The sequence below is a fragment of the Pseudomonas sp. genome, assembly GCF_036387035.1.
Lineage (GTDB): Bacteria > Pseudomonadota > Gammaproteobacteria > Pseudomonadales > Pseudomonadaceae > Aquipseudomonas.
Window position 1 is genome coordinate 32791 of record NZ_DASVUM010000268.1, and the last position, 18942, is coordinate 51732.

At 61.1% G+C, this 18942-nt stretch carries 16 protein-coding genes; 10 read left to right on the forward strand and 6 right to left on the reverse strand.

Annotated features, from left to right (window positions below):
• The first annotated feature begins 190 nt into the window (after window positions 1-190).
• Window positions 191-568 (forward strand): histone-like nucleoid-structuring protein MvaT, encoded by a 378-nt coding sequence (gene mvaT, locus VF672_RS24015; RefSeq protein WP_065992265.1) that lies wholly within the window; start codon window positions 191-193, stop codon window positions 566-568.
• A gap of 100 nt (window positions 569-668) precedes the next feature.
• Here the strand turns inward: mvaT and sbcB are convergent, their stop codons facing one another.
• Window positions 669-2099 carry an exodeoxyribonuclease I gene (gene sbcB / locus VF672_RS24020; RefSeq protein WP_331107641.1) on the reverse strand — a complete coding sequence of 477 codons (1431 nt, stop codon included), beginning with the start codon at window positions 2097-2099 and terminating at the stop codon, window positions 669-671.
• 235 nt (window positions 2100-2334) lie between these two features.
• Here sbcB and VF672_RS24025 point away from each other — a divergent pair, with 235 nt between their 5' ends.
• From VF672_RS24025 to VF672_RS24055, 7 genes are all read left to right on the forward strand, one after another.
• Window positions 2335-3072: an RDD family protein gene (locus VF672_RS24025; RefSeq protein WP_331107643.1), complete on the forward strand. Its 738-nt coding sequence runs from the start codon at window positions 2335-2337 to the stop codon at window positions 3070-3072.
• Complete coding sequence (locus tag VF672_RS24030) at window positions 3069-4049, forward strand: stage II sporulation protein M (protein ID WP_331107645.1); 981 nt, start codon at window positions 3069-3071, stop codon at window positions 4047-4049. Before VF672_RS24025 ends, VF672_RS24030 begins: the two co-directional genes overlap by 4 nt.
• Window positions 4036-5655, forward strand: a complete 1620-nt coding sequence (locus tag VF672_RS24035) for a DUF4129 domain-containing protein (protein ID WP_331107647.1) — start codon at window positions 4036-4038, stop codon at window positions 5653-5655. The genes VF672_RS24030 and VF672_RS24035 overlap by 14 nt, the downstream gene beginning before the upstream one ends.
• Window positions 5652-6872: a DUF4350 domain-containing protein gene (locus tag VF672_RS24040; protein ID WP_331107649.1), complete on the forward strand. Its 1221-nt coding sequence runs from the start codon at window positions 5652-5654 to the stop codon at window positions 6870-6872. Before VF672_RS24035 ends, VF672_RS24040 begins: the two co-directional genes overlap by 4 nt.
• Before the next feature lie 353 nt (window positions 6873-7225).
• Window positions 7226-8218: an NAD(P)/FAD-dependent oxidoreductase gene (locus VF672_RS24045; protein ID WP_331107651.1), complete on the forward strand. Its 993-nt coding sequence runs from the start codon at window positions 7226-7228 to the stop codon at window positions 8216-8218.
• A gap of 210 nt (window positions 8219-8428) precedes the next feature.
• Window positions 8429-9505: a MoxR family ATPase gene (locus tag VF672_RS24050; RefSeq protein WP_331107653.1), complete on the forward strand. Its 1077-nt coding sequence runs from the start codon at window positions 8429-8431 to the stop codon at window positions 9503-9505.
• Window positions 9502-10857: a DUF58 domain-containing protein gene (locus tag VF672_RS24055; RefSeq protein WP_331107655.1), complete on the forward strand. Its 1356-nt coding sequence runs from the start codon at window positions 9502-9504 to the stop codon at window positions 10855-10857. The genes VF672_RS24050 and VF672_RS24055 overlap by 4 nt, the downstream gene beginning before the upstream one ends.
• Before the next feature lie 12 nt (window positions 10858-10869).
• Here VF672_RS24055 and VF672_RS24060 read toward each other — a convergent pair whose 3' ends face one another.
• Window positions 10870-11229: a PilZ domain-containing protein gene (locus VF672_RS24060; protein ID WP_331107657.1), complete on the reverse strand. Its 360-nt coding sequence runs from the start codon at window positions 11227-11229 to the stop codon at window positions 10870-10872.
• A gap of 314 nt (window positions 11230-11543) precedes the next feature.
• The gene (locus VF672_RS24065) at window positions 11544-11918 is read right to left on the reverse strand and encodes a tetratricopeptide repeat protein (protein WP_074884629.1); all 375 of its coding nucleotides are present in this window, start codon (window positions 11916-11918) and stop codon (window positions 11544-11546) included.
• 179 nt (window positions 11919-12097) lie between these two features.
• On the opposite strand from VF672_RS24065, the gene pyk reads away from it, so the two are divergent.
• The gene (gene pyk / locus VF672_RS24070; protein WP_331107660.1) at window positions 12098-13549 is read left to right on the forward strand and encodes a pyruvate kinase; all 1452 of its coding nucleotides are present in this window, start codon (window positions 12098-12100) and stop codon (window positions 13547-13549) included.
• Between the two features lie 112 nt (window positions 13550-13661).
• Here the strand turns inward: pyk and VF672_RS24075 are convergent, their stop codons facing one another.
• The gene (locus VF672_RS24075; protein ID WP_331107662.1) at window positions 13662-14600 is read right to left on the reverse strand and encodes an iron-sulfur-binding ferredoxin reductase; all 939 of its coding nucleotides are present in this window, start codon (window positions 14598-14600) and stop codon (window positions 13662-13664) included.
• Complete coding sequence (locus VF672_RS24080; protein ID WP_331107664.1) at window positions 14593-15714, reverse strand: GGDEF domain-containing protein; 1122 nt, start codon at window positions 15712-15714, stop codon at window positions 14593-14595. The genes VF672_RS24075 and VF672_RS24080 overlap by 8 nt, the downstream gene beginning before the upstream one ends.
• A gap of 451 nt (window positions 15715-16165) precedes the next feature.
• Here VF672_RS24080 and VF672_RS24085 point away from each other — a divergent pair, with 451 nt between their 5' ends.
• On the forward strand, window positions 16166-17689 hold the full coding sequence (locus tag VF672_RS24085) for a fumarate hydratase (protein ID WP_331107665.1): 1524 nt from the start codon (window positions 16166-16168) through the stop codon (window positions 17687-17689).
• Between the two features lie 80 nt (window positions 17690-17769).
• Here VF672_RS24085 and VF672_RS24090 read toward each other — a convergent pair whose 3' ends face one another.
• Window positions 17770-18927, reverse strand: a complete 1158-nt coding sequence (locus VF672_RS24090; RefSeq protein ID WP_331107667.1) for a phosphatidylserine/phosphatidylglycerophosphate/cardiolipin synthase family protein — start codon at window positions 18925-18927, stop codon at window positions 17770-17772.
• Between the last annotated feature and the right edge of the window lie 15 nt (window positions 18928-18942).

Below are 18942 nucleotides of genomic sequence, written 5' to 3' on the forward strand. Positions count from 1 at the left end.
ATACTTCATCGAAAACGGCAAGGCCATGGGTGTTCTTTAAAGCAATATGTGTATCTAAATCGCGGGTATGTCTGCGCTTTATTTTCAAAACGCTACAGACAAAACGTTTCTTAAATGTTTACTTGCGCAAACACTCTGATTATTATGCGCCATCGCCTCATGCCATCACGTCACAACATAGGTAATCCCCATGTCACTGATCAACGAATACCGCGCAACTGAAGAAGCCATCAAAGAACTGCAAGCCCGCCTGCAGAACCTGCAACAAGACGACAAACTGCAAAAAGAACTTGAGTTCGAAGGCAAACTGCGCACGTTGATGGGCGAGTATCAGAAATCCCTGCGCGACATCATCGCGCTGCTGGATCCAGAGTCCAAGATGAAAGCGCCACGTGGCGCCGCTGTAAAGCCGGTCGGCACTAAACGTGCTCGCAAGGTCAAGCAATACAAGAACCCGCACAACGGTGAAATCATCGAAACCAAAGGCGGCAACCACAAGACGCTGAAAGAGTGGAAGGCCAAGTGGGGCGGTGACGAGGTTGAAGGCTGGGCAACTCTGCTGGGTTAATCCCAAGGTGTAGAGTCAGCCGTCGCGCAGAGATGTTCGACCCAAAAAGACGCCAGCCACTGCTGGCGTTTTTTATTGCCTGCCCTTTACCCCCCTTCGCTTAAAGCCCCAGACGCTGTTTCAACATCAGAGAGTATTCCTGCCACTGGGCAAGCACTTTAAGTTGCTCGGGCGTGGCCGTCAGGGAGCGTTCTACCAACGCACGGCTGAAAGCCTTGAGCGTATTGGGCGCGCCGGCCTGAGGATCACTCAGGCGCAACTGACAAAAAGCCAGCCAGCGCTGTTGCTCGGCAACACTCAGGGTTTCGGCGAAGTTGCGCGCGCGGTAGCGGAATAACAACTCAGGCAGACGAGGATCGTCGAACGGCCAGACATCGGTCGCCAGTTGCTGCGGCTCGGCAATTCGCACCTGCTCACAAAGACGCCGGTCCCGATCATTGATAAAACCATCGTATAACTGCTGTTCCGGATCCTCGCTGGCAGCGAAGTTGTCGCCGGCATAGACGCTTTTCAACTTGTCCTGCCAAATCGCCTGCCCTTCATTCAACGCGGCGACGCGCGTTTTATAAACGCTCATGTCCAGTTGCAGACGCTGACGGTCTTCCTCGCGCAGCACGCTCAGCGGCGCAATCACCGGGCATTTATTAACATGCAGCAATTTGAGCGGCACCGGTAACTGGCCTTCCAGCAGATCCTCGCGACGGGTATATAGACGTTGACCGAGGGTCGCGGCGTCTTCGTCCAGTAACGGACTGTGGTCATGGAACAGATCACAGACGATCAGTGCGTTTCGGTTGACCGGATGCCAGGCCAGCGGGAGTACGACGCTGACATAACTTCGTGCGGCGGAAAAACGCCCCGATATATGCACCAGTGGCTGCATCAATCGAATCTGATCCTGCACCTTGTGCTTGAAGCGTAATTCAAAAAGATAATCGTAAAGTTTGGGTTGTTTGTCGCGGAGCAGCCGCGCCAGCGCAATGGTTGCACGAACATCCGAAAGCGCGTCGTGGGCATGGCCATGATCGATGCCGTTGGCCGCTGTGAGCCGTTCAAGTTTCAGCGTGACCCGCCCCTCTTCTTCCGGCCAGACGATGCCTTCGGGGCGCAATGCATAAGCCGTGCGCACTGCGTCGATAAGGTCCCAGCGGCTATTACCGCCCTGCCATTCGCGGGCATAGGGATCGAAGAAGTTGCGGTAGAGGCTGTGACGGGTCATCTCGTCGTCAAAGCGCAACGTGTTGTAGCCCGCGCTGCAGGTACCGGGGCGGGACATCTGGGCGTGCAGCCGGGTCATGAAGTCTGCTTCACACAGACCTTTTTCCGCGAGCCGGTCAGGCGTGATGCCGGTCACCAGACACGCTGCCGGATGCGGCAGGATGTCATCACTGGGCTGGCAGTAGAGATTGATCGGTTCGCCGATCTCGTTGAGCTGATCGTCCGTACGAATGCCCGCCACTTGCAGCGGCCGGTCGTTGCGTGGATTGATCCCGGTGGTTTCGTAGTCGTACCAGAAGATGCTGGAAGTCACGGGCTGATCCTGAACAAAAGACCGGGCGAGTTTAACAGATGACCTTCTGCGTCTGACGTCAACGAATACACCCTACAGCTTGGGATATCGCGACACAGTTTGTGCGAAAGTGTCGGCTATTGAGGGCAAGCAACTTGTAACAGGACCCTTCCCACACCCCAGCCAGAATCATCCGGTTGCTTAGCTACCTCGGCGTGGCTAGCATCAAACCTCTTTCACCGGCGTACCTTTCTTTATGTCCCTTTCGCATGCAGAGCCAGGAATTGCTGCACCGCTTACCCTGCTGGACACTCGTGTCCGTATGGAGACACCCGAGGGCATTGATCTCATTCTGCGTCCCGCCGGTTTGCTGTCTCGCTCACTGGCATTCGGCATCGACCTGATGATCAGAGGCGTATTACTGGGTGCGCTGTTTTTCCTGTTTGGCACGCTGGGCGACTTCGGCACCGGGTTGTTCATGCTCATGCTGTTTGTCATGACCTGGGGTTATATGGTGCTGTTCGAGGTGCTGCATCAGGGTCGCACACCGGGGAAACAGATCATGGGGCTGCGGGTCATTCACAACGACGGCACGCCAATTGGCTGGTCGGGCTCCGTACTGCGCAACCTGCTGCGCTTCGTCGACATGCTGCCGTTCGGCTACGGCGTGGGCGCCCTTACCTGCTTGCAGCACCCACTGTTCAAACGACTGGGCGATCTTGCGGCCGGCACCCTGGTCATCTATCGCGACCTGCCCCCGCAACGATTGCCGTTGGCCGAGGCCGCTGCGTTACCCCCGCCGTTTCCCCTCTTGCTGGAGGAGCAGCGCACCATCCAGGCGTTTGCAGAGCGGCAAGGCACGTTGTCCACGGCCAGGGCCCGGGAGCTCGCCGGCATCCTCGCGCAGCCGCTGCAGTTGTCGGCATCGCCCGATCCGCACCACCCGGTCCAGCAACTGAATGGCATCGCCCGCGGCCTGGCGGGCATTCCATGAAGCAGAGCCTGTTCGAGAAGCGCCACGAGGAAGACTGGCATCGTTTTGCTACACGCCTTGACGCCTTGGAGCGGAGCCGCCGTAACAGCACGTCTGCAAAGGGTTTCAGCCGCGACTACCGTCAGGTCTGCCAACACCTGGCCTTGGCGATAGACCGTGGATACGCCAGTTATCGGGTCGAGCACCTGCAGCAGCTTGCGCTGCGGGGTCACCAGCAGCTGTATCGCCACCGAGGCCAGTTCACTGCGCAGATGCTGGGTTTTGTGCTCGCGGACTTTCCGCGCCTGGTGCGTGCCGAGTGGCGGTGGGTCGCCCTTGCCGGCCTGCTGTTTTTCGGCAGCCTGGCGCTCATGGCGCTTCTGGTCTACGGCTATCCGGATCTGGTGTACAGCGTCGTCAGCCCCGCCGATGTCGCCGGCATGCACGCGATGTACGACCCCGCCGCACCGCGCATCGGGCAGGCGGCAGAACGGACGTCGAGCGCCGACTGGCTGATGTTCGGCTATTACGTCATGCACAACGTCGGCATTGCTTTCCAGACCTTTGCCAGCGGTCTGTTCTTCGGTGTGGGCAGTCTGTTTTTTCTGTTCTTCAATGGCCTGATGATTGGCGCAGTGGCAGGCCACCTCACAGACGCAGGCATGGGCACGACGTTCTGGCCGTTCGTGGTGGGACACAGCGCTTTCGAGCTGACCGGCATCATGCTGGCGGGTGCAGCGGGGCTGAAACTGGGGTGGGCGCTGGTCGCTCCCGGTCGACTCCGCCGAGGCGAGGCCCTGCGCCGCGCCGCCCAGGTCAGCGTGCGACTCATCGGCGGGGTGATGATGTTCTTGCTTATCGCTGCATTTATTGAGGCGTACTGGTCGTCGATGAGCTGGCCCTCAGCGGCGGCCAAATACGGGGTGGGCGCTTGTCTGTGGTTGCTGGTCGCTGTTTACCTGACCCTCGCCGGACGCACACCCCATGCGCCTGACTGACGCCAGCGTTGTGCTGCGCCCGCGTACGTCCTGGGAGGCCATTGACCTGGGCGTGCTTCTGGCTCAACGCCATCGGAAGCTGTTGATGACCAGTTGGGCCATCGTCACCTTGCCGATCTTTGCCTTACTGACCCTGCTGCTGTGGGATTACCCGTCGCTGGCAGTTTTGGTGTTCTGGTGGCTGAAACCGGCGTACGAACGGCTGCCGCTGCTGATTCTGTCGCAGGCGCTGTTAGGCTCCGCACCTTCGCTCAAGCAGGCGCTGCAAGAATTCCCGTCCGCTCTGAGACCGCAGTTGATCGCGAGCCTGACCTGGCGGCGTCTGAGCCTCAGCCGCAGCTTCTATCAGCCAGTGCAGCAACTCGAGGGGCTCGACGGGCTGCCGCGTGCGCAGCGGATTGTCGTGCTTGGCCGCAAGGATTCATGGGCGGCGCGGCTGCTGACCGCGCTGGGCAGCACGCTTGAAATGACCTTCTGGGTCGGCCTGGTAGTGCTGTTCTACGCCATGATTCCGCCGCAGATCGAGGCGGACTGGTCGTGGCGCAGCCTGCTGGACATCGAGGGTGAATGGAACTGGCTGGAACATCTGACCAATGCGTTCTATGCCGTGGTGCTGATCGTGTGGGGGCCGGTCTACGTGTCGTGCGGGTTCGCGTTATACCTCAACCGCCGCACCACGATGGAGGCGTGGGACATCGAGCTGGGGTTCCGCAAGCTGCACCAGCGCGTCCTGGGCAGCGCAATGGCGTTACTGCTTGGCGGACTACTCGCGCTGACGATGTTGCCACCTTCAGTCTTGGCCGAGTCGGCAGTCAATCAGTCGATGGCGGACGAGATGCCCAGCGAGTCAGGTAACAGCTGCCCTCTGCCGCCGCTGGACAGCCCGCAGGCTGACGAAGACCTTGCGCCACCGGATGCGGCGCGCCTGCTTAATCAGCCGCTGACCAGCCAGGCGTCACAAAACGCCATCCATGCGGTGCTTGAGCAACCCCCGTTCAAAAACCCCAAACCGGTGTCCGGGTGGCGCATCGCCCAGCATAAGCAGGATGCCAGAACCGGGGACGCGCCGAACTGGCTGGCGCGGCTGGTCGTAGGGCTGCTGAACGTGGGCAAAACCCTGTCGGCCGTATTCGGTGCCCTTTTGTGGACACTGCTCGCCCTGACCATCGCCTGGGTGATCTGGCGTTATCGGGCCTGGCTTGCGACCTTCGTTGGTCAGTCTTCCCCCAGGGCAGCCGCACCTGCAGACGTCCCTCAGCAACTCTTCGGCCTGCAGGTCCGCGCAGAAACCCTGCCCACGGACGTCGCAGAGGCAGCGGACACGCTGTGGCAGCAATCGCCGCGTGAGGCATTGGGCCTGCTTTACCGTGCGCTCTTGAGTCACCTCCTGACTGACTATCACCTGCCGCTTAAAAGCGCCGACACCGAGGGCCAGATTCTGGTCCGCATCGCCGAACTCAAGCAGCCATCCCTCGACGCGTTCAGCCAGGAGCTCACGCACCACTGGCAGAATCTCGCCTACGGTCATCAAGCACCGCCGGATCAGGCACGGCAGACGCTGTGCGCCGGCTGGCGGAAAGTGTTTGGTCAGGGAGCAGGTGCATGAGCCGGCGCTGGATCATCGGGCTGGTTGCCGCGCTGATGGTGCTGAGCATCGTCATCGCCAGTATTCCTGCGCTGAAGCGACTGCAGCGCTATGAGGAAATCACTGATCAGGGCCCTTCGCCTGAAGCGCAGGCCAACCCCTACCTCGCCGCCCAGACCTTTTTGCAGCAGCGAAGCATCCAGGTGAAGACGGTTGAAACGCTCGGTGCCCTCCCCGACATCCAGACCCAGCCACAGACACTCATGCTCCTGGATTCGCGCGAGAAAATGACGCCGTCCGAGGTCAAGCGCTTGCTGGCCTGGACCCGGTCAGGCGGCCGCCTTCTGTTTGTCGCAGAACAGCTGTGGAACGAGAGCAAGGGCAGCAGCGGCGACCTTCTGCTGGACGCGTTGCAGATTCGGCAATTCCTCACCCAGGACGTACAGGAGCAAGACCGCGAACGGCAGCGCGAGCAACTCAAGCCGGTCATCCCGCTGAGCATCCCCGATGTTCAGGGGCCGGAAACCCCCTGGCCTGAATTGACCCGGTTGTATGTGCAGAACGAGCACGACCCGGCCTACATGAGCTTCGACCCGGCCTACCATCTGGATGACCCTGAAGATCATGCACAGTCGTGGGCCAACAGCGCGGACGCCACACACCTGCTGCAACTGGTCTACGGCAGCGGTTTGATCACCATCGTCAGTGACGCCGACCTGTGGAAAACCCAGGCCATCGGTGAATACGATAATGCCTGGCTGCTCTGGTACCTGAGCCAGGACACTACCGTCACGATGTTGTTGCGCACCGAGCACGACAACCTCTTTGGCCTGCTCTGGAAATACTTCCCTCAAGCACTCCTGACGTTGGCGATATGCCTTGTGGCCTTGTTATGGCACGCCAGCATGCGCCATGGCCCACTGCTGCCGGCTCTTTCGCGCGGGCGGCGGCAGCTCAGCGAACATCTAAGGGCGAGCGCTGACTTCATGCTTCGTCGCGAAGGTCAACACGCCGCATTGCGCGCTTTGCAACAGGACATCCTGCGCCGGGCACGGCAGAAGCATCCGGGTTTTGAAACGCTGGCCGTGACCGAGCAATGGCAAACGCTGGCGCGAATGACGCGACAATCCACCAGCAGCATCGGCCAGGCACTGCGTCCGCGCCCTGAGCAACGCCTGTCCAGTACCGAATTCACCCGTCAGGTGGCCTACCTGCAAACGCTCAGGAATGCGTTGTGACCGGAGACCTCACACTCAACGCGGCCGAACAGACGCGCTTGCCGCGCACAGTGTTTCGACGCTGAAAGGCCTCGTTATGAGCCAGCAGACGATCCTCCTCATCGCTGAAAAAGCGCTTCATGGCCTTATTGCGCATGAGCGATGGGTGTTTAGCCCGACTCGCAAACACGCTTTCGAAGGCCGGGACGGCTGAGCACACACTCGGCCATCCCGCATAGAACGCAAAATGATTGATCGGGCAGATACCCTGGAGGACAGGTCCCCGAAGAAACAGACACCAGTTGTCGCCCCAGCCAATTTTTTGCGGGCCGCACAGGTCTTTGGAACATAAGCAGCGCCAAGGATCAAAACGGATGTCCACACAAGCAAACGAATTAGCACAACTGTTCGATCAACCAGAATCGGCCTCCCTCGCGGCAGGGCACGTGGACGTTGATTGTCTGATCATCGGCGCCGGGCCAGCGGGGCTGACCGCCGCTATCTATCTGGGCCGGTTTCACCGACGGGTGCTGGTGGCGGACGGGGGCCCGAGCCGGGCCAGCCTCATTCCCCTTTCCCATAACTACCCGGGCTTCCCGCCTGGCATATCCGGGCGCGACTTGCTGTCCAGACTTCGGGAGCAAGCAGAGCACTACGGTGCCACCCTCGAATCCGGGCGTGTCGAGCAGTTGCGCCAGAGTCGCACCGGCTTTGACGCTCACCTCAACGGCCGGGTGTTGAGGGCTCGCCGCGTGATATTGGCCACAGGCCTCGTCGATACGCTGCCTCATATGTCAGGCGCCTATGACGCCGTTGCGCAAAGCCGGATTCGTTTGTGCGCGATCTGCGACGGCTACGAAGTCAACGGTGACAACGTAGCCGTTTACGGGGAGGCACACTGCGCGATTAAACATGGCGTGTTTTTGCGTAACTTCACCGACCGGGTCACTGTGTTTGCGCACGGGGAAAGCCACGCGTGTGAAGAGGCCGTCGCATTGGCCAGGCACACCGGGATCAGCCTTGTTACCGATCGCGTCGAGCACATTGAAATGAGCAACGATCAAGTGCAACTGACCACCTGCGAGGGCAACGCCTACTGCTTCGACATCGTGTACCCCTCACTAGGGTCTCGCGTTTGCTCAGAGCTGGCCTCGAATGTGGGCGCACAAACGGACAGCGAGGGGTTTCTTCAGGTCGACGCTCATCAGGCCACCTCGGTCTCGGGGCTTTATGCCATCGGCGATGTGGTCAGCTCCCTCAAGCAAATCAGCGTTGCCAATGGGCAGGCTGCCGTCTGCGCAACTGCGGTGCATAACAGTCTTGAGACCCGACTCTGGAGCCGCCCGCACAGCGAGGCTTCACAGTAAACGTAAATGCGCTACGAAGACGTGGAATGCATCCGGGGCTTTACGTTTGAAGGTTGCTAAACAGTCACTGCCGACGGGTTGCGTACTCAAGGCACTTCAACTGACACTGCACGCGGTTCTATGAGCACGACCGCCAAGGGTCTTTCGACTCGTGGTGGATTCATGTCATGGAGATAAATGGAATTCAACCGTGAGTAGAGTTTGAGAGTGATGAGCGATCAACCGACCGAGCCGGCGCCTTTGGGCAACCCCCTTCCCGCGCCTGACTTGCCTTCGGCAGGGTCTGCAGAGGCCGACCCTCATGCGGCGCAGGGCAGTCACCCGGCGCAGCAGCGTCAGCGCGCGATTCATCTGGTGCAGGCTGTACGGCATGAGCTGCAGAAAGCCGTCATCGGCCAGAACGCCGTCATCGATGACGTGCTGACCGCGCTGATCGGCGGCGGGCATGTGTTGCTCGAAGGCGTGCCCGGTCTGGGCAAGACGCTTCTGGTGCGGGCGCTAGCCCGGTGTTTCGGCGGTGAGTTCGCGCGCATCCAGTTTACGCCTGACCTCATGCCCAGCGACGTGACCGGGCATGCCGTCTACGACATGCAGAGCGAGCAGTTCAAGCTGCGCAAGGGGCCGCTGTTTACCCATCTGCTGCTCGCGGACGAGATCAACCGCGCACCGGCGAAGACCCAGGCCGCGCTGCTTGAAGCAATGCAGGAACGTCAGGTCACGCTGGAAGGCCGTGCCCTGCCGGTGCCGCAACCGTTCATGGTGCTGGCGACGCAAAACCCGATCGAACAGGAGGGCACCTACCCACTGCCTGAAGCCGAACTCGATCGCTTCATGCTTAAAGTGCGCATGGACTATCCCCAGGCCGACCAGGAACTGGAGATGGTCCGCCAGGTGACCCGTTCGACACGCTCGGACATGCTCGACATTCAGCCCTTGCGCACGTTGATGCAAGCCAGGGACGTGCAGGCACTGCAACGCATCGCCGGCGAGCTGCCGGTGGATGAGCAGGTCCTCGATTATGCCGTTCGGCTCGCCCGCACCACGCGCACATGGCCGGGCCTGACGCTTGGCGCAGGACCGCGGGCCTCCATCGCGCTGATTCGGGGCGCACGGGCGCGTGCGTTGTTGCGCGGCGGCGAGTTCGTTGTCCCCGATGACGTCAAAGGCTGTGCGCTGGCGGTGCTCCGTCATCGGGTCAGGCTTGCGCCGGAGCTGGACATCGAAGGGTTGTCGGTGGATCAGGTGCTCAGGCAATTGCTGGATCAGGTGGCGGCGCCGCGTCGATGAAGCAATTGCTCAAGCCGTCAACGCGCATGCTCTGGTGGCTGGCCGTTCTGCTCGGCGTCTCGGTGCTGCTCGGCATCCTCCAGGCATTGGGGCGAGACTCCGCTGAGCGGCTGGATGGCTTTTTCTGGACCCTGCTGTGGGTGATGACCGCCGTAGCGGCCCTGGATGCGGGCTGGCTTTGGCGCCTGCCCTCCCCCCGCGTCAAGCGGCACATCAATGGCAGTCTCGGGATGGGACGCTGGAGCGAGGTGCAGATCAACCTGGAACACGATTCCGCCCGCGCGCTTTCCGTGAGCCTCTTTGACCATGGCCCCTTGGAACCGCACGCCCGCTACGAAACCGAGAACCTGCCGCAGGACGTCCTGCTGCGCCCCCAGCGCACTGCGCAGTTGACCTATCGCCTGCGCCCGGTCAGTCGGGGGGACTTCACGTTCGAACGGACCGAACTCGTCATACGCAGCCCATTGCGCTTGTGGTCATCCCGGCGTTATGTGCTCAACCCTGACATCGTTCGGGTGTACCCGGATTTCGCCCGGTTGCACAACGGCCAGCTGTTGGGCGTCGAGAACTGGCTCAGCCAGACCGGTATTCGCCAACAGCCGCGCCGAGGGCCGGGACTGGAATTCCATCAATTGCGCGAGTTTCGTGAAGGCGACAGCCTGCGCCAGATCGACTGGAAAGCCACTGCGCGGCACCGTGCGCCCATTGCGCGGGAATACCAGGACGAACGCGACCAGCAGATTTTGTTCATGCTCGACTGCGGCCGACGCATGCGCAGCCAGGATGGCGAGCTGACGCATTTCGACCATGCGCTGAACGCCTGTCTGCTCCTGTCTTATGTGGCGTTGCGTCAGGGCGACGCCGTCGGGCTGTCGACATTTGCGGGTGAGCAGGACAAACATCTGCCACCGGTGAAAGGCGCCAGCCAGCTGAACGTGCTGTTGAATCACCTCTACAACGTGAACGCGACGCAGCGCCCTGCCGATTACGCCACCGCGATGCGACACATCCTCGCGCGGCAAAAACGCCGGGCGCTGGTGGTCTTGGTCACCAACCTGCGCGATGAAGATGACGAGCAATTACTGGGAGCGGTCAAACAGCTGAGCCGCCATCATCGGGTGCTGATCGCAAGTCTGCGCGAAGCCGTGCTCGACGACCTGCGTCAAACGCCTGTGCACACGTGGCAACAGGCCGTGGACTATTGCGGGGCGGTCGATTTGCTCAACGCACGCAGCGGGCTGCATGAGCGTTTGGTCGCCCATGGAATCCCGGTGCTGGATGTGCGCCCCAGTGAGCTGGGGCCGGAGTTGGTCAGTCGATACCTGAGCTGGAAAAAGGCCGGCGCGCTTTGAACGCGACCCTCTTCAGGCAGACGCTTCCATTGGATAGAAGCTGAAATAGTGCTGTAGCGCCTGAATGAGGACGAAATACTCGGCAGGGGCCGCCTGGAGGCGGAAGCCGGAATCAAACACCCGCGGGGTTTCGTCTTCGTGGCACCACAGGCAACTGGCATCGATGTCGATGTTATAGAGGCCATGCTTGCCGTCCGGCACTTTCAGGCGCAGCTGAAAATCGGCCCCCACCAGAATTGGCAGGTCGCTGATCAGCATCAAGCCCTGCTCTGACACGTTCCCCAGACACCCCATGGGCTTATCGGTGAACCGGTTAAATACCTGCAGGTAGTACGGCAGTTGGTGACGCTCTATTCGTCTTTCGTTAAGCATTCGAACACTCGCCCTGAGATGACCATTGAGCATGGCCGCGCTAGTGCCTTGGGATTCGGTTGCACAGAACTGCCAGAGCCGCGCAACACCAGAATCCATCCGTTGAAAACCGATGACGACATCTGACTCACCCGGCGCCGGCAAAAGTCACTGATCCGCGCGTTCAATTCGGGATAATCGTGTCTATCCCGCCCGCTTTCAGATCAGTGGCGATACCTTATCGCCAAAACACTTAGGTCCCTACCCATCTCAGCCTAGCTCAGGTTTTCCCGTTATCCACCCGTAAACGTGACCGTACATCCACTCGGGTGTAACTACCGTGAAGCAGCGCGCGGGGTGGCGGGCGGCGCCAGGTTGTCGTGGCCGAGCTGATGCAGCGTGTCCAGACGAGCCTTGGCACGGAAGGCGTATTCGCTTTCCGGAAACTGGGTGATGATGTACTGGTAGGTCTGGACCGCGTCCATGTAGAACTTCTGGCGTTCCAGGCACTGGCCGCGAAGCATCGACACTTCAGGCTGTACATAACGGCGCGAACGGCTTTCCCGGTCGACTTTCGACAGGTTGTACATCACCGCGTCGCAGTCGCCCTGGGCGTAGGCGCGGTTGGCATTGTTCAAATGGCTGTTCATTGCCCAGCGGGTGCAGCCACCCAGGGCAAGCAGCGCCACTAATATCATCACGATTCGCATGAGAGTCTCCTGTGCTCAGCCCTTGTATCGGCGTATTGCAGGATTTCTTCAAGGGCGATTTGAGCGCCGCCGGCCGGCCGATTGCCCAGCGATCAGGAGGTCAGGTAGTGCAAAGGAACAATGACTACAGGGCAATAGAGTAGTAGCCTCTTGCTGCGCTTCATTTAAGGAGTTTGTGCATGACCGTTCGCCGCACCAAAATCGTAGCCACACTGGGCCCTGCCAGTAATTCGCCAGAAGTCATCGAGAAGCTGATTCTTGCTGGCCTGGACGTCGCCCGCCTGAACTTCTCCCACGGTACGCCCGACGAGCACAAGGCTCGCGCGAAGCTGATCCGCGACATCGCCGCCAAGAACGGCCGGTTCGTCGCGTTGCTGGGTGACCTTCAAGGCCCGAAAATCCGCATCGCCAAATTCGTCAACAAGAAGATCGAGCTGAAGGTAGGTGACACGTTTACCTTTTCTACCAGCCATCCTCTGACTGACGGCAACCAGGACATCGTCGGTATCGATTACCCCGATCTGGTCAAGGACTGCGGCGTCGGCGACGAGCTGCTGCTGGACGATGGACGCGTGGTCATGCGCGTTGACACGCAAACCGCCGATGCACTGCATTGCACCGTGACGATCGGCGGCCCGCTGTCAGATCATAAAGGCATCAACCGTCGCGGTGGCGGCCTTACGGCACCGGCGTTGACCGAGAAAGACAAGCAGGACATCAAGCTCGCTGCCGAAATGGACCTGGACTACCTGGCGGTTTCCTTCCCGCGTGATGCGGCCGACATGGAGTACGCACGCAAACTGCGTGACGAGTCCGGCGGCACCGCCTGGCTGGTGGCGAAGATCGAACGCGCCGAAGCCGTTGCCAACGACGAAACCCTTGATGCGCTGATCCGCGCCAGCGACGCGGTCATGGTTGCCCGCGGCGACCTGGGCGTGGAAATCGGCGACGCCGAGCTGGTCGGCGTCCAGAAGAAAATCATTTTGCACGCACGTCGCCATAACAAGGCGGTGATCGTTGCCACGCAGATGATGGAATCGATGATTTCCAGCCCGATGCCAACCCGCGCTGAAGTGTCCGACGTGGCCAACGCCGTGCTCGACTACACCGACGCCGTGATGCTGTCCGCTGAAAGTGCTGCCGGCTCCTACCCTGTCGAAGCCGTGGAAGCGATGGCGCGCATTTGCGTCGGCGCCGAGCGTCACCCGACCGGCAAGACCTCCAGCCACCGCGTCGGTCACTCGTTCACCCGTTGTGACGAAAGCATCGCGCTGGCGGCCATGTACACCGCCAACCACTTCCCTGGCGTGAAAGCGATCATTGCGTTGACCGAAAGCGGCTACACCCCGCTGATCATGTCGCGCATTCGCTCCTCGGTGCCGATCTACGCGTTCTCCCCGCACCGTGGCACCCAGGCGCGCGCGGCGATGTTCCGTGGCGTTTACACCATTCCGTTCGACCCGGCGGCACTGCCAGCCGGCCAAGTCAGCCAGTCGGCTGTGGACGAATTGGTCAAACGCGGTCTGGTTGAGCAAGGCGACTGGGTCATCCTGACCAAGGGTGACAGCTACCACACCATCGGCGGCACCAACGGCATGAAGATCCTTCACGTCGGCGACCCAATGGTTTAAGGCGCGGCCTGCAACAAGCAAAAGCCCCGGCGCTCGTGAGAGGTCGGGGCTTTTTTGTTTACAGCGTGGCGCATCAGTCCCCCGTCACACCGCAGCAGACGTCGAAGGCAGATCAGGCTTTTTCGACGAAAACGTCCGCGAGCAATTGTCCTCTTGGCAAGCCGGCGATAAACAGCCGTTTGGAAAAGGCTTCGACGCTCGCTGGCGAGCCGCAGACCAGCGCGACGGTCTGACGGGAGGTGATACGCAGGCTGACGAGGGCGTCTTGAAAGTCGACAGCGCTTATCAGGTCAATCTGCAGGTTCGGATGCGCTTGCGCCAACTGCTTCAACGGCTCTGCCAAATAGTGCTCGCCGCTATCGCGGGCCAGATGCAGCACCCTGATCGGCCCCTGGTGCTCCTGACGCAACGCTTCACGCAACACCGCCCACAGCGGGCCCAGTCCGGTGCCTGCCGCCAGCAGGAGCAAAGGGCGCTCCTGCCAGTCAGGGTCGTATTGCAGTGCCCCGCCGCGCAGTTCCCCGAGCCTGACCGGATCACCTGCTTTCAGGGCACGCGCCACATCGACGAATGCGCCGGGGTGCTGGCAATCCAGGTGAAACTCCAGAAATGCGTCGTCGCCAGGCAGGCTGGCCAGCGAATACGGTCGTGCAACGCCACTGGCTGTCCACAGCACCAGATGCTGCCCCGCGCGGTACCGCAGCGGGCGCTCGGGCTCAAGGCGCAGGCGCAGCACTGAAGCGCTGAGCCAGTGGTAATCGCTCACCAGAGCGGGCAAACCGTCGCGCAAGGGATCGAATATTTCCACGGACAGGTCTTGGACCACGCGGCATTGGCAGGCCAGACGCCAGCCTTTATCGCGTTTGTCGGCGTCCAGCGCCTGCGGCAGCTCATCGAGCGGCTCACCACGGACACAGCGCACCATGCAGGCGTGGCAACTGCCGGCACGACAGCTGTAGGGCACAGACAGACCGGCGTCGTTCAAAGCATCCAGCAGAGGGGCCCCGGCTGCGACCGACCATTGCCGGTCGCCGACATGCAATTCAGGCATCGGCGAAATCCCAGGCGCCGTGGCAGCGGTTGCGGCCCTGGTGCTTGGCGCGGTACAGCGACTGATCGGCACGCTGTAACGCGCGGTCCATGCGGTCACCGCGCTCAATGATGGACATGCCGATCGACAGGCTCAGGTCGAGGTCCGGAAAGTCGGGCAGCGTGACGAGAGTAAAGGCCAGACGGATGCGCTCGCAGCAGTCGACCAGTTGGGCGCGGGTACAACGGGGAATGAGCAGCACGAATTCTTCACCGCCGTAGCGGGCCAGGATGTCATCGGCCCGCAAACACTGAGCGGCGATTTTGCCAAAGGTCTGCAGCACTCGGTCGCCCGCGGCATGACCGTAAATGTCGTTGACCCGCTTGAAGTGATCGAGGTCGATCAGCGCCAGCCCGGCGGTGTAGTTGCCGTCCATGAGTTCGAGTTCACGGGTTGCAATACGCAGGAAGTGACGGCGGTTGTAGAGGTTCGTGAGCTCGTCGGTGGACGCCAGCTCTTCGAGCTGCAACATCATGCCGCGCAGCGTTTCCTGATGCGCCTGCAAGGTAATGCGGCGCTGGTGCATGCGGTTGCGCGAATTCTGAACGAAGCGCGCGAACAGACACAGCCACGAGAAAATGATGAACAGGGCGCAGGTCTGCAGCGCGGCGAGCCCCGGATCGTCCAGCCGGTCGTGCGCAGCGTCCCACAGGTTTAGCCCTATGAAGCCGAGCAAGGCGAACACCGAGCAGCGGATGAAGACTTTTGGCCTCAAATGAAACAGACCAAACAGCAACACCAGCACGTAGAACACCAGAAACGTGCCCCGGGCCGAATCCATATGGGCAAGCAAAAACGTCTGCCAGCCGAGTCCCATGAGCACCTGGAATTCGGTCAGGCTGGGGTCCTTGAAACGCTGGTTATAGCCGCCGAAAAACACCAGGCTCAGCACGCCCTGGATCAGCAGTACTGACACGCTGGCAAGCCAGACGCCAAAGAAGGTTGCGTGGTAGTACCCGGTGCAATACGCAACCATGACGAGCATGATCAATAGCACGTAGGTGCCGGTTGCCAGGCCAAAACGCTTTAGCCGCAAGCGCTGGATAGATCCGTCTAATAGAGGCTGGGTGGTCATCGTGTCGTGTTTCGTCCTGTCCGGCCACAGGGGCCTGCTTCGCGCCGCTGGCCGAAGACGTTCAGCGAACGCTTTGATCATCCGGGAAGAGTGCCAATGTAGAGGAAACGGCGCGTTTCGCCAACGCGCCCGTCGTCCAACACGCGCATAATGCCGTTCGAGTGTAACAAGGCTGACACGGCCATTCAGTTGTGCGGTATAAGCTGCGCTGAGTCCAGCCGCGATTTGAATAAGCCTCGTAACCTCTCCGCCCATTCCGCGCGCCTCTGTCGGCAATACTGACCTTTACCCTGCGGCAGGGTGTCGCGCCGACGGTCAAGCGGTATACTGCCGCGCCTTTTCCTGCCACGGCGCCTGATGGGCTGCCGGGCCGAAGGCCGTTCCCGCGATTGCCGATTGCATTGCGTGAGCAGCCCTACCTAAAGTTCCCGCCTGAGAGAGGAGAACGCTCATGACCGTGATCAAGCAGGATGACCTGATTCAGAGCGTCGCCGACGCCCTGCAGTTCATCTCCTATTACCACCCCGTTGATTTCATCCAGGCCATGCACGAGGCCTACCTGCGTGAAGAGTCGCCCGCCGCACGCGATTCCATGGCTCAAATCCTGATCAACTCGCGCATGTGCGCCACGGGCCATCGGCCGATCTGCCAGGACACCGGTATCGTCACCGTCTTCGTTCGCGTCGGCATGGACGTGCGCTGGGATGGCGCGACCATGGGCCTGGACGACATGATCAACGAAGGCGTACGCCGCGCCTACAATTTGCCGGAAAACGTCCTGCGTGCTTCGATCCTCGCCGACCCGGCAGGCGCTCGTAAAAACACCAAGGACAACACACCTGCGGTTATTCACTACTCCATCGTCCCGGGTAATACCGTGGAAGTGGACGTAGCGGCCAAGGGCGGCGGTTCGGAAAACAAGTCGAAGATGGCGATGCTCAACCCGTCCGATTCGATCGTCGACTGGGTCTTGAAAACCGTGCCGACCATGGGCGCTGGCTGGTGCCCACCGGGCATGCTCGGCATCGGCATCGGCGGCACCGCCGAGAAAGCCGCAGTCATGGCCAAGGAAGTGTTGATGGAGTCCATCGACATCCACGAACTCAAGGCACGCGGCCCGTCGAACCGTCTGGAAGAGATGCGTCTGGAGCTGTTCGAGAAGGTCAATCAGCTGGGCATCGGCGCCCAGGGCCTTGGCGGCCTGACCACCGTGCTCGACGTCAAGATCATGGATTACCCGACCCACGCCGCCTCGCTGCCGGTCTGCATGATTCCCAACTGCGCCGCCACCCGTCACGCCCACTTCGTGCTCGATGGCTCCGGCCCTGCTTCACTGGAAGCGCCGCCGCTGGACGCTTACCCGGAGATCGTCTGGGAAGCCGGCCCATCGGCTCGCCGTGTCAACCTGGACACCCTGACGCCGGATGACGTGCAAAGCTGGAAGCCGGGCGAAACGGTGCTGCTCAACGGCAAGATGCTCACCGGCCGCGACGCCGCGCACAAGCGCATGGTCGAGATGCTGAACAAGGGCGAAACACTGCCGGTGGATCTGAAAGGTCGCTTCATCTACTACGTCGGCCCGGTTGATCCGGTCGGTGACGAAGTGGTGGGCCCCGCCGGTCCGACCACAGCCACGCGGATGGACAAGTTCACCCGCCAGATCCTCGAGCAGACCGGCCTGTTGGGCATGATCGGCAAATCCGAGCGCGGCCCGACCGCCATCGAAGCGATCAAGGACAACAAAGCCGTTTACCTGATGGCCGTTGGCGGCGCCGCGTATCTGGTTGCTCAAGCGATCAAGAAATCCCAGGTGCTGGCCTTCCCGGAACTGGGCATGGAAGCGATCTACGAGTTCGAGGTCAAGGACATGCCGGTCACCGTTGCGGTCGACAGCAACGGCGAGTCGGTTCACATCACCGGTCCTGCCATCTGGCAGAAAAAGATCAGTGAAAGCCTGGCGGTAGAAGTGCAGTAAACGTCTGATCGCAACAACGAAATAGCCCGACCTGCGTGTCGGGCTTTTTTGTGAGCGATGGTTTGATGCGTTGCGGTCGCTCAGCCGCGCCGATCCAGCACATTCACCACCAGCCGATCCAGCCATCCCCAAACCCGCTCCTGAGCCCGCCGCCAAATAGGCCGGGATTTCCAGCCCTCAAGGCTGATTTCGCTGCTGACGGCGAAATCCTTGGTAAAACTGGCAGCCACCGCCTGCGTCAGCGCAGGGTCGATTGCTTCGAGGTTGGCCTCAAGGTTGAAGCGCAGGTTCCAGTGATCGAAGTTGCACGAGCCCACGCTGACCCAATCGTCGATCAACACCATCTTCAGGTGCAGGAAGCACGGCTGGTATTCAAAGATGTTGACCCCGGCCTTGAGCAGACGCGGGTAATAGCGGTGGCCCGCGTAGCGAACCGACGGGTGATCGGTGCGCGGGCCGGTCAGCAACAAGCGCACGTCCACGCCACGTAAGGCGGCCCGGCGCAGGGCCCGACGGACTTTCCAGGTTGGCAGAAAATACGGCGTTGCCAGCCAGACGCGGGTTTTGGCGGTGTTCAGCGCACGCACCAGTGACTGCACAATGTCCCGGTGCTGACGCGAATCGGCGTAGGCCACGCGGCCCAGACCACTGCCGCCCTCGGGCGCCTTGGGCAGGCGCGGCAGGCCAAAGTTTTCTGCAGGCCGCCAGGCACGGCGGCGCGGGTTGGCGTGAAACTGGCGATCGAACAGCGCCTGCCAGTCGATCACCATCGGGCCGCGAATCTCGACCATCACTTCATGCCACTCGCTGCTGTTGAGGTCGGGGCGCCAGAATTCATCCGTTACCCCGGTCCCGCCCACCACCGCCAACTCTTTGTCCACCAGCAGCAGTTTGCGGTGGTCGCGGTAAAGGTTGCGAAGGCCCCGCCGCCAATGCACAGGGTTATAAAAACGCAGGATGACCCCAGCCTCGGTCAGGCGCGAGCGCAGGTGGTGGGTGAAAGCTGCCGAGCCGAAACCGTCGAACAGGCAACGCACGATCACTCCACGACCCGCCGCGCCGACCAGCGCCTGCACAATCGCTTCGGCGCAGGCGCCGGCTTCGACAAGGTACAGCTCGAGCTCAATCTGCTGTTGGGCACCTTCAATTGCCGCAATCATGCGCGGAAAAAAGGCGGGACCGTCGATCAGCAGGTTGAATTGGTTTTCTTCGCGCCACGGGAAGATCGCGCCCCTCATGAGCGGCCCGCCGTG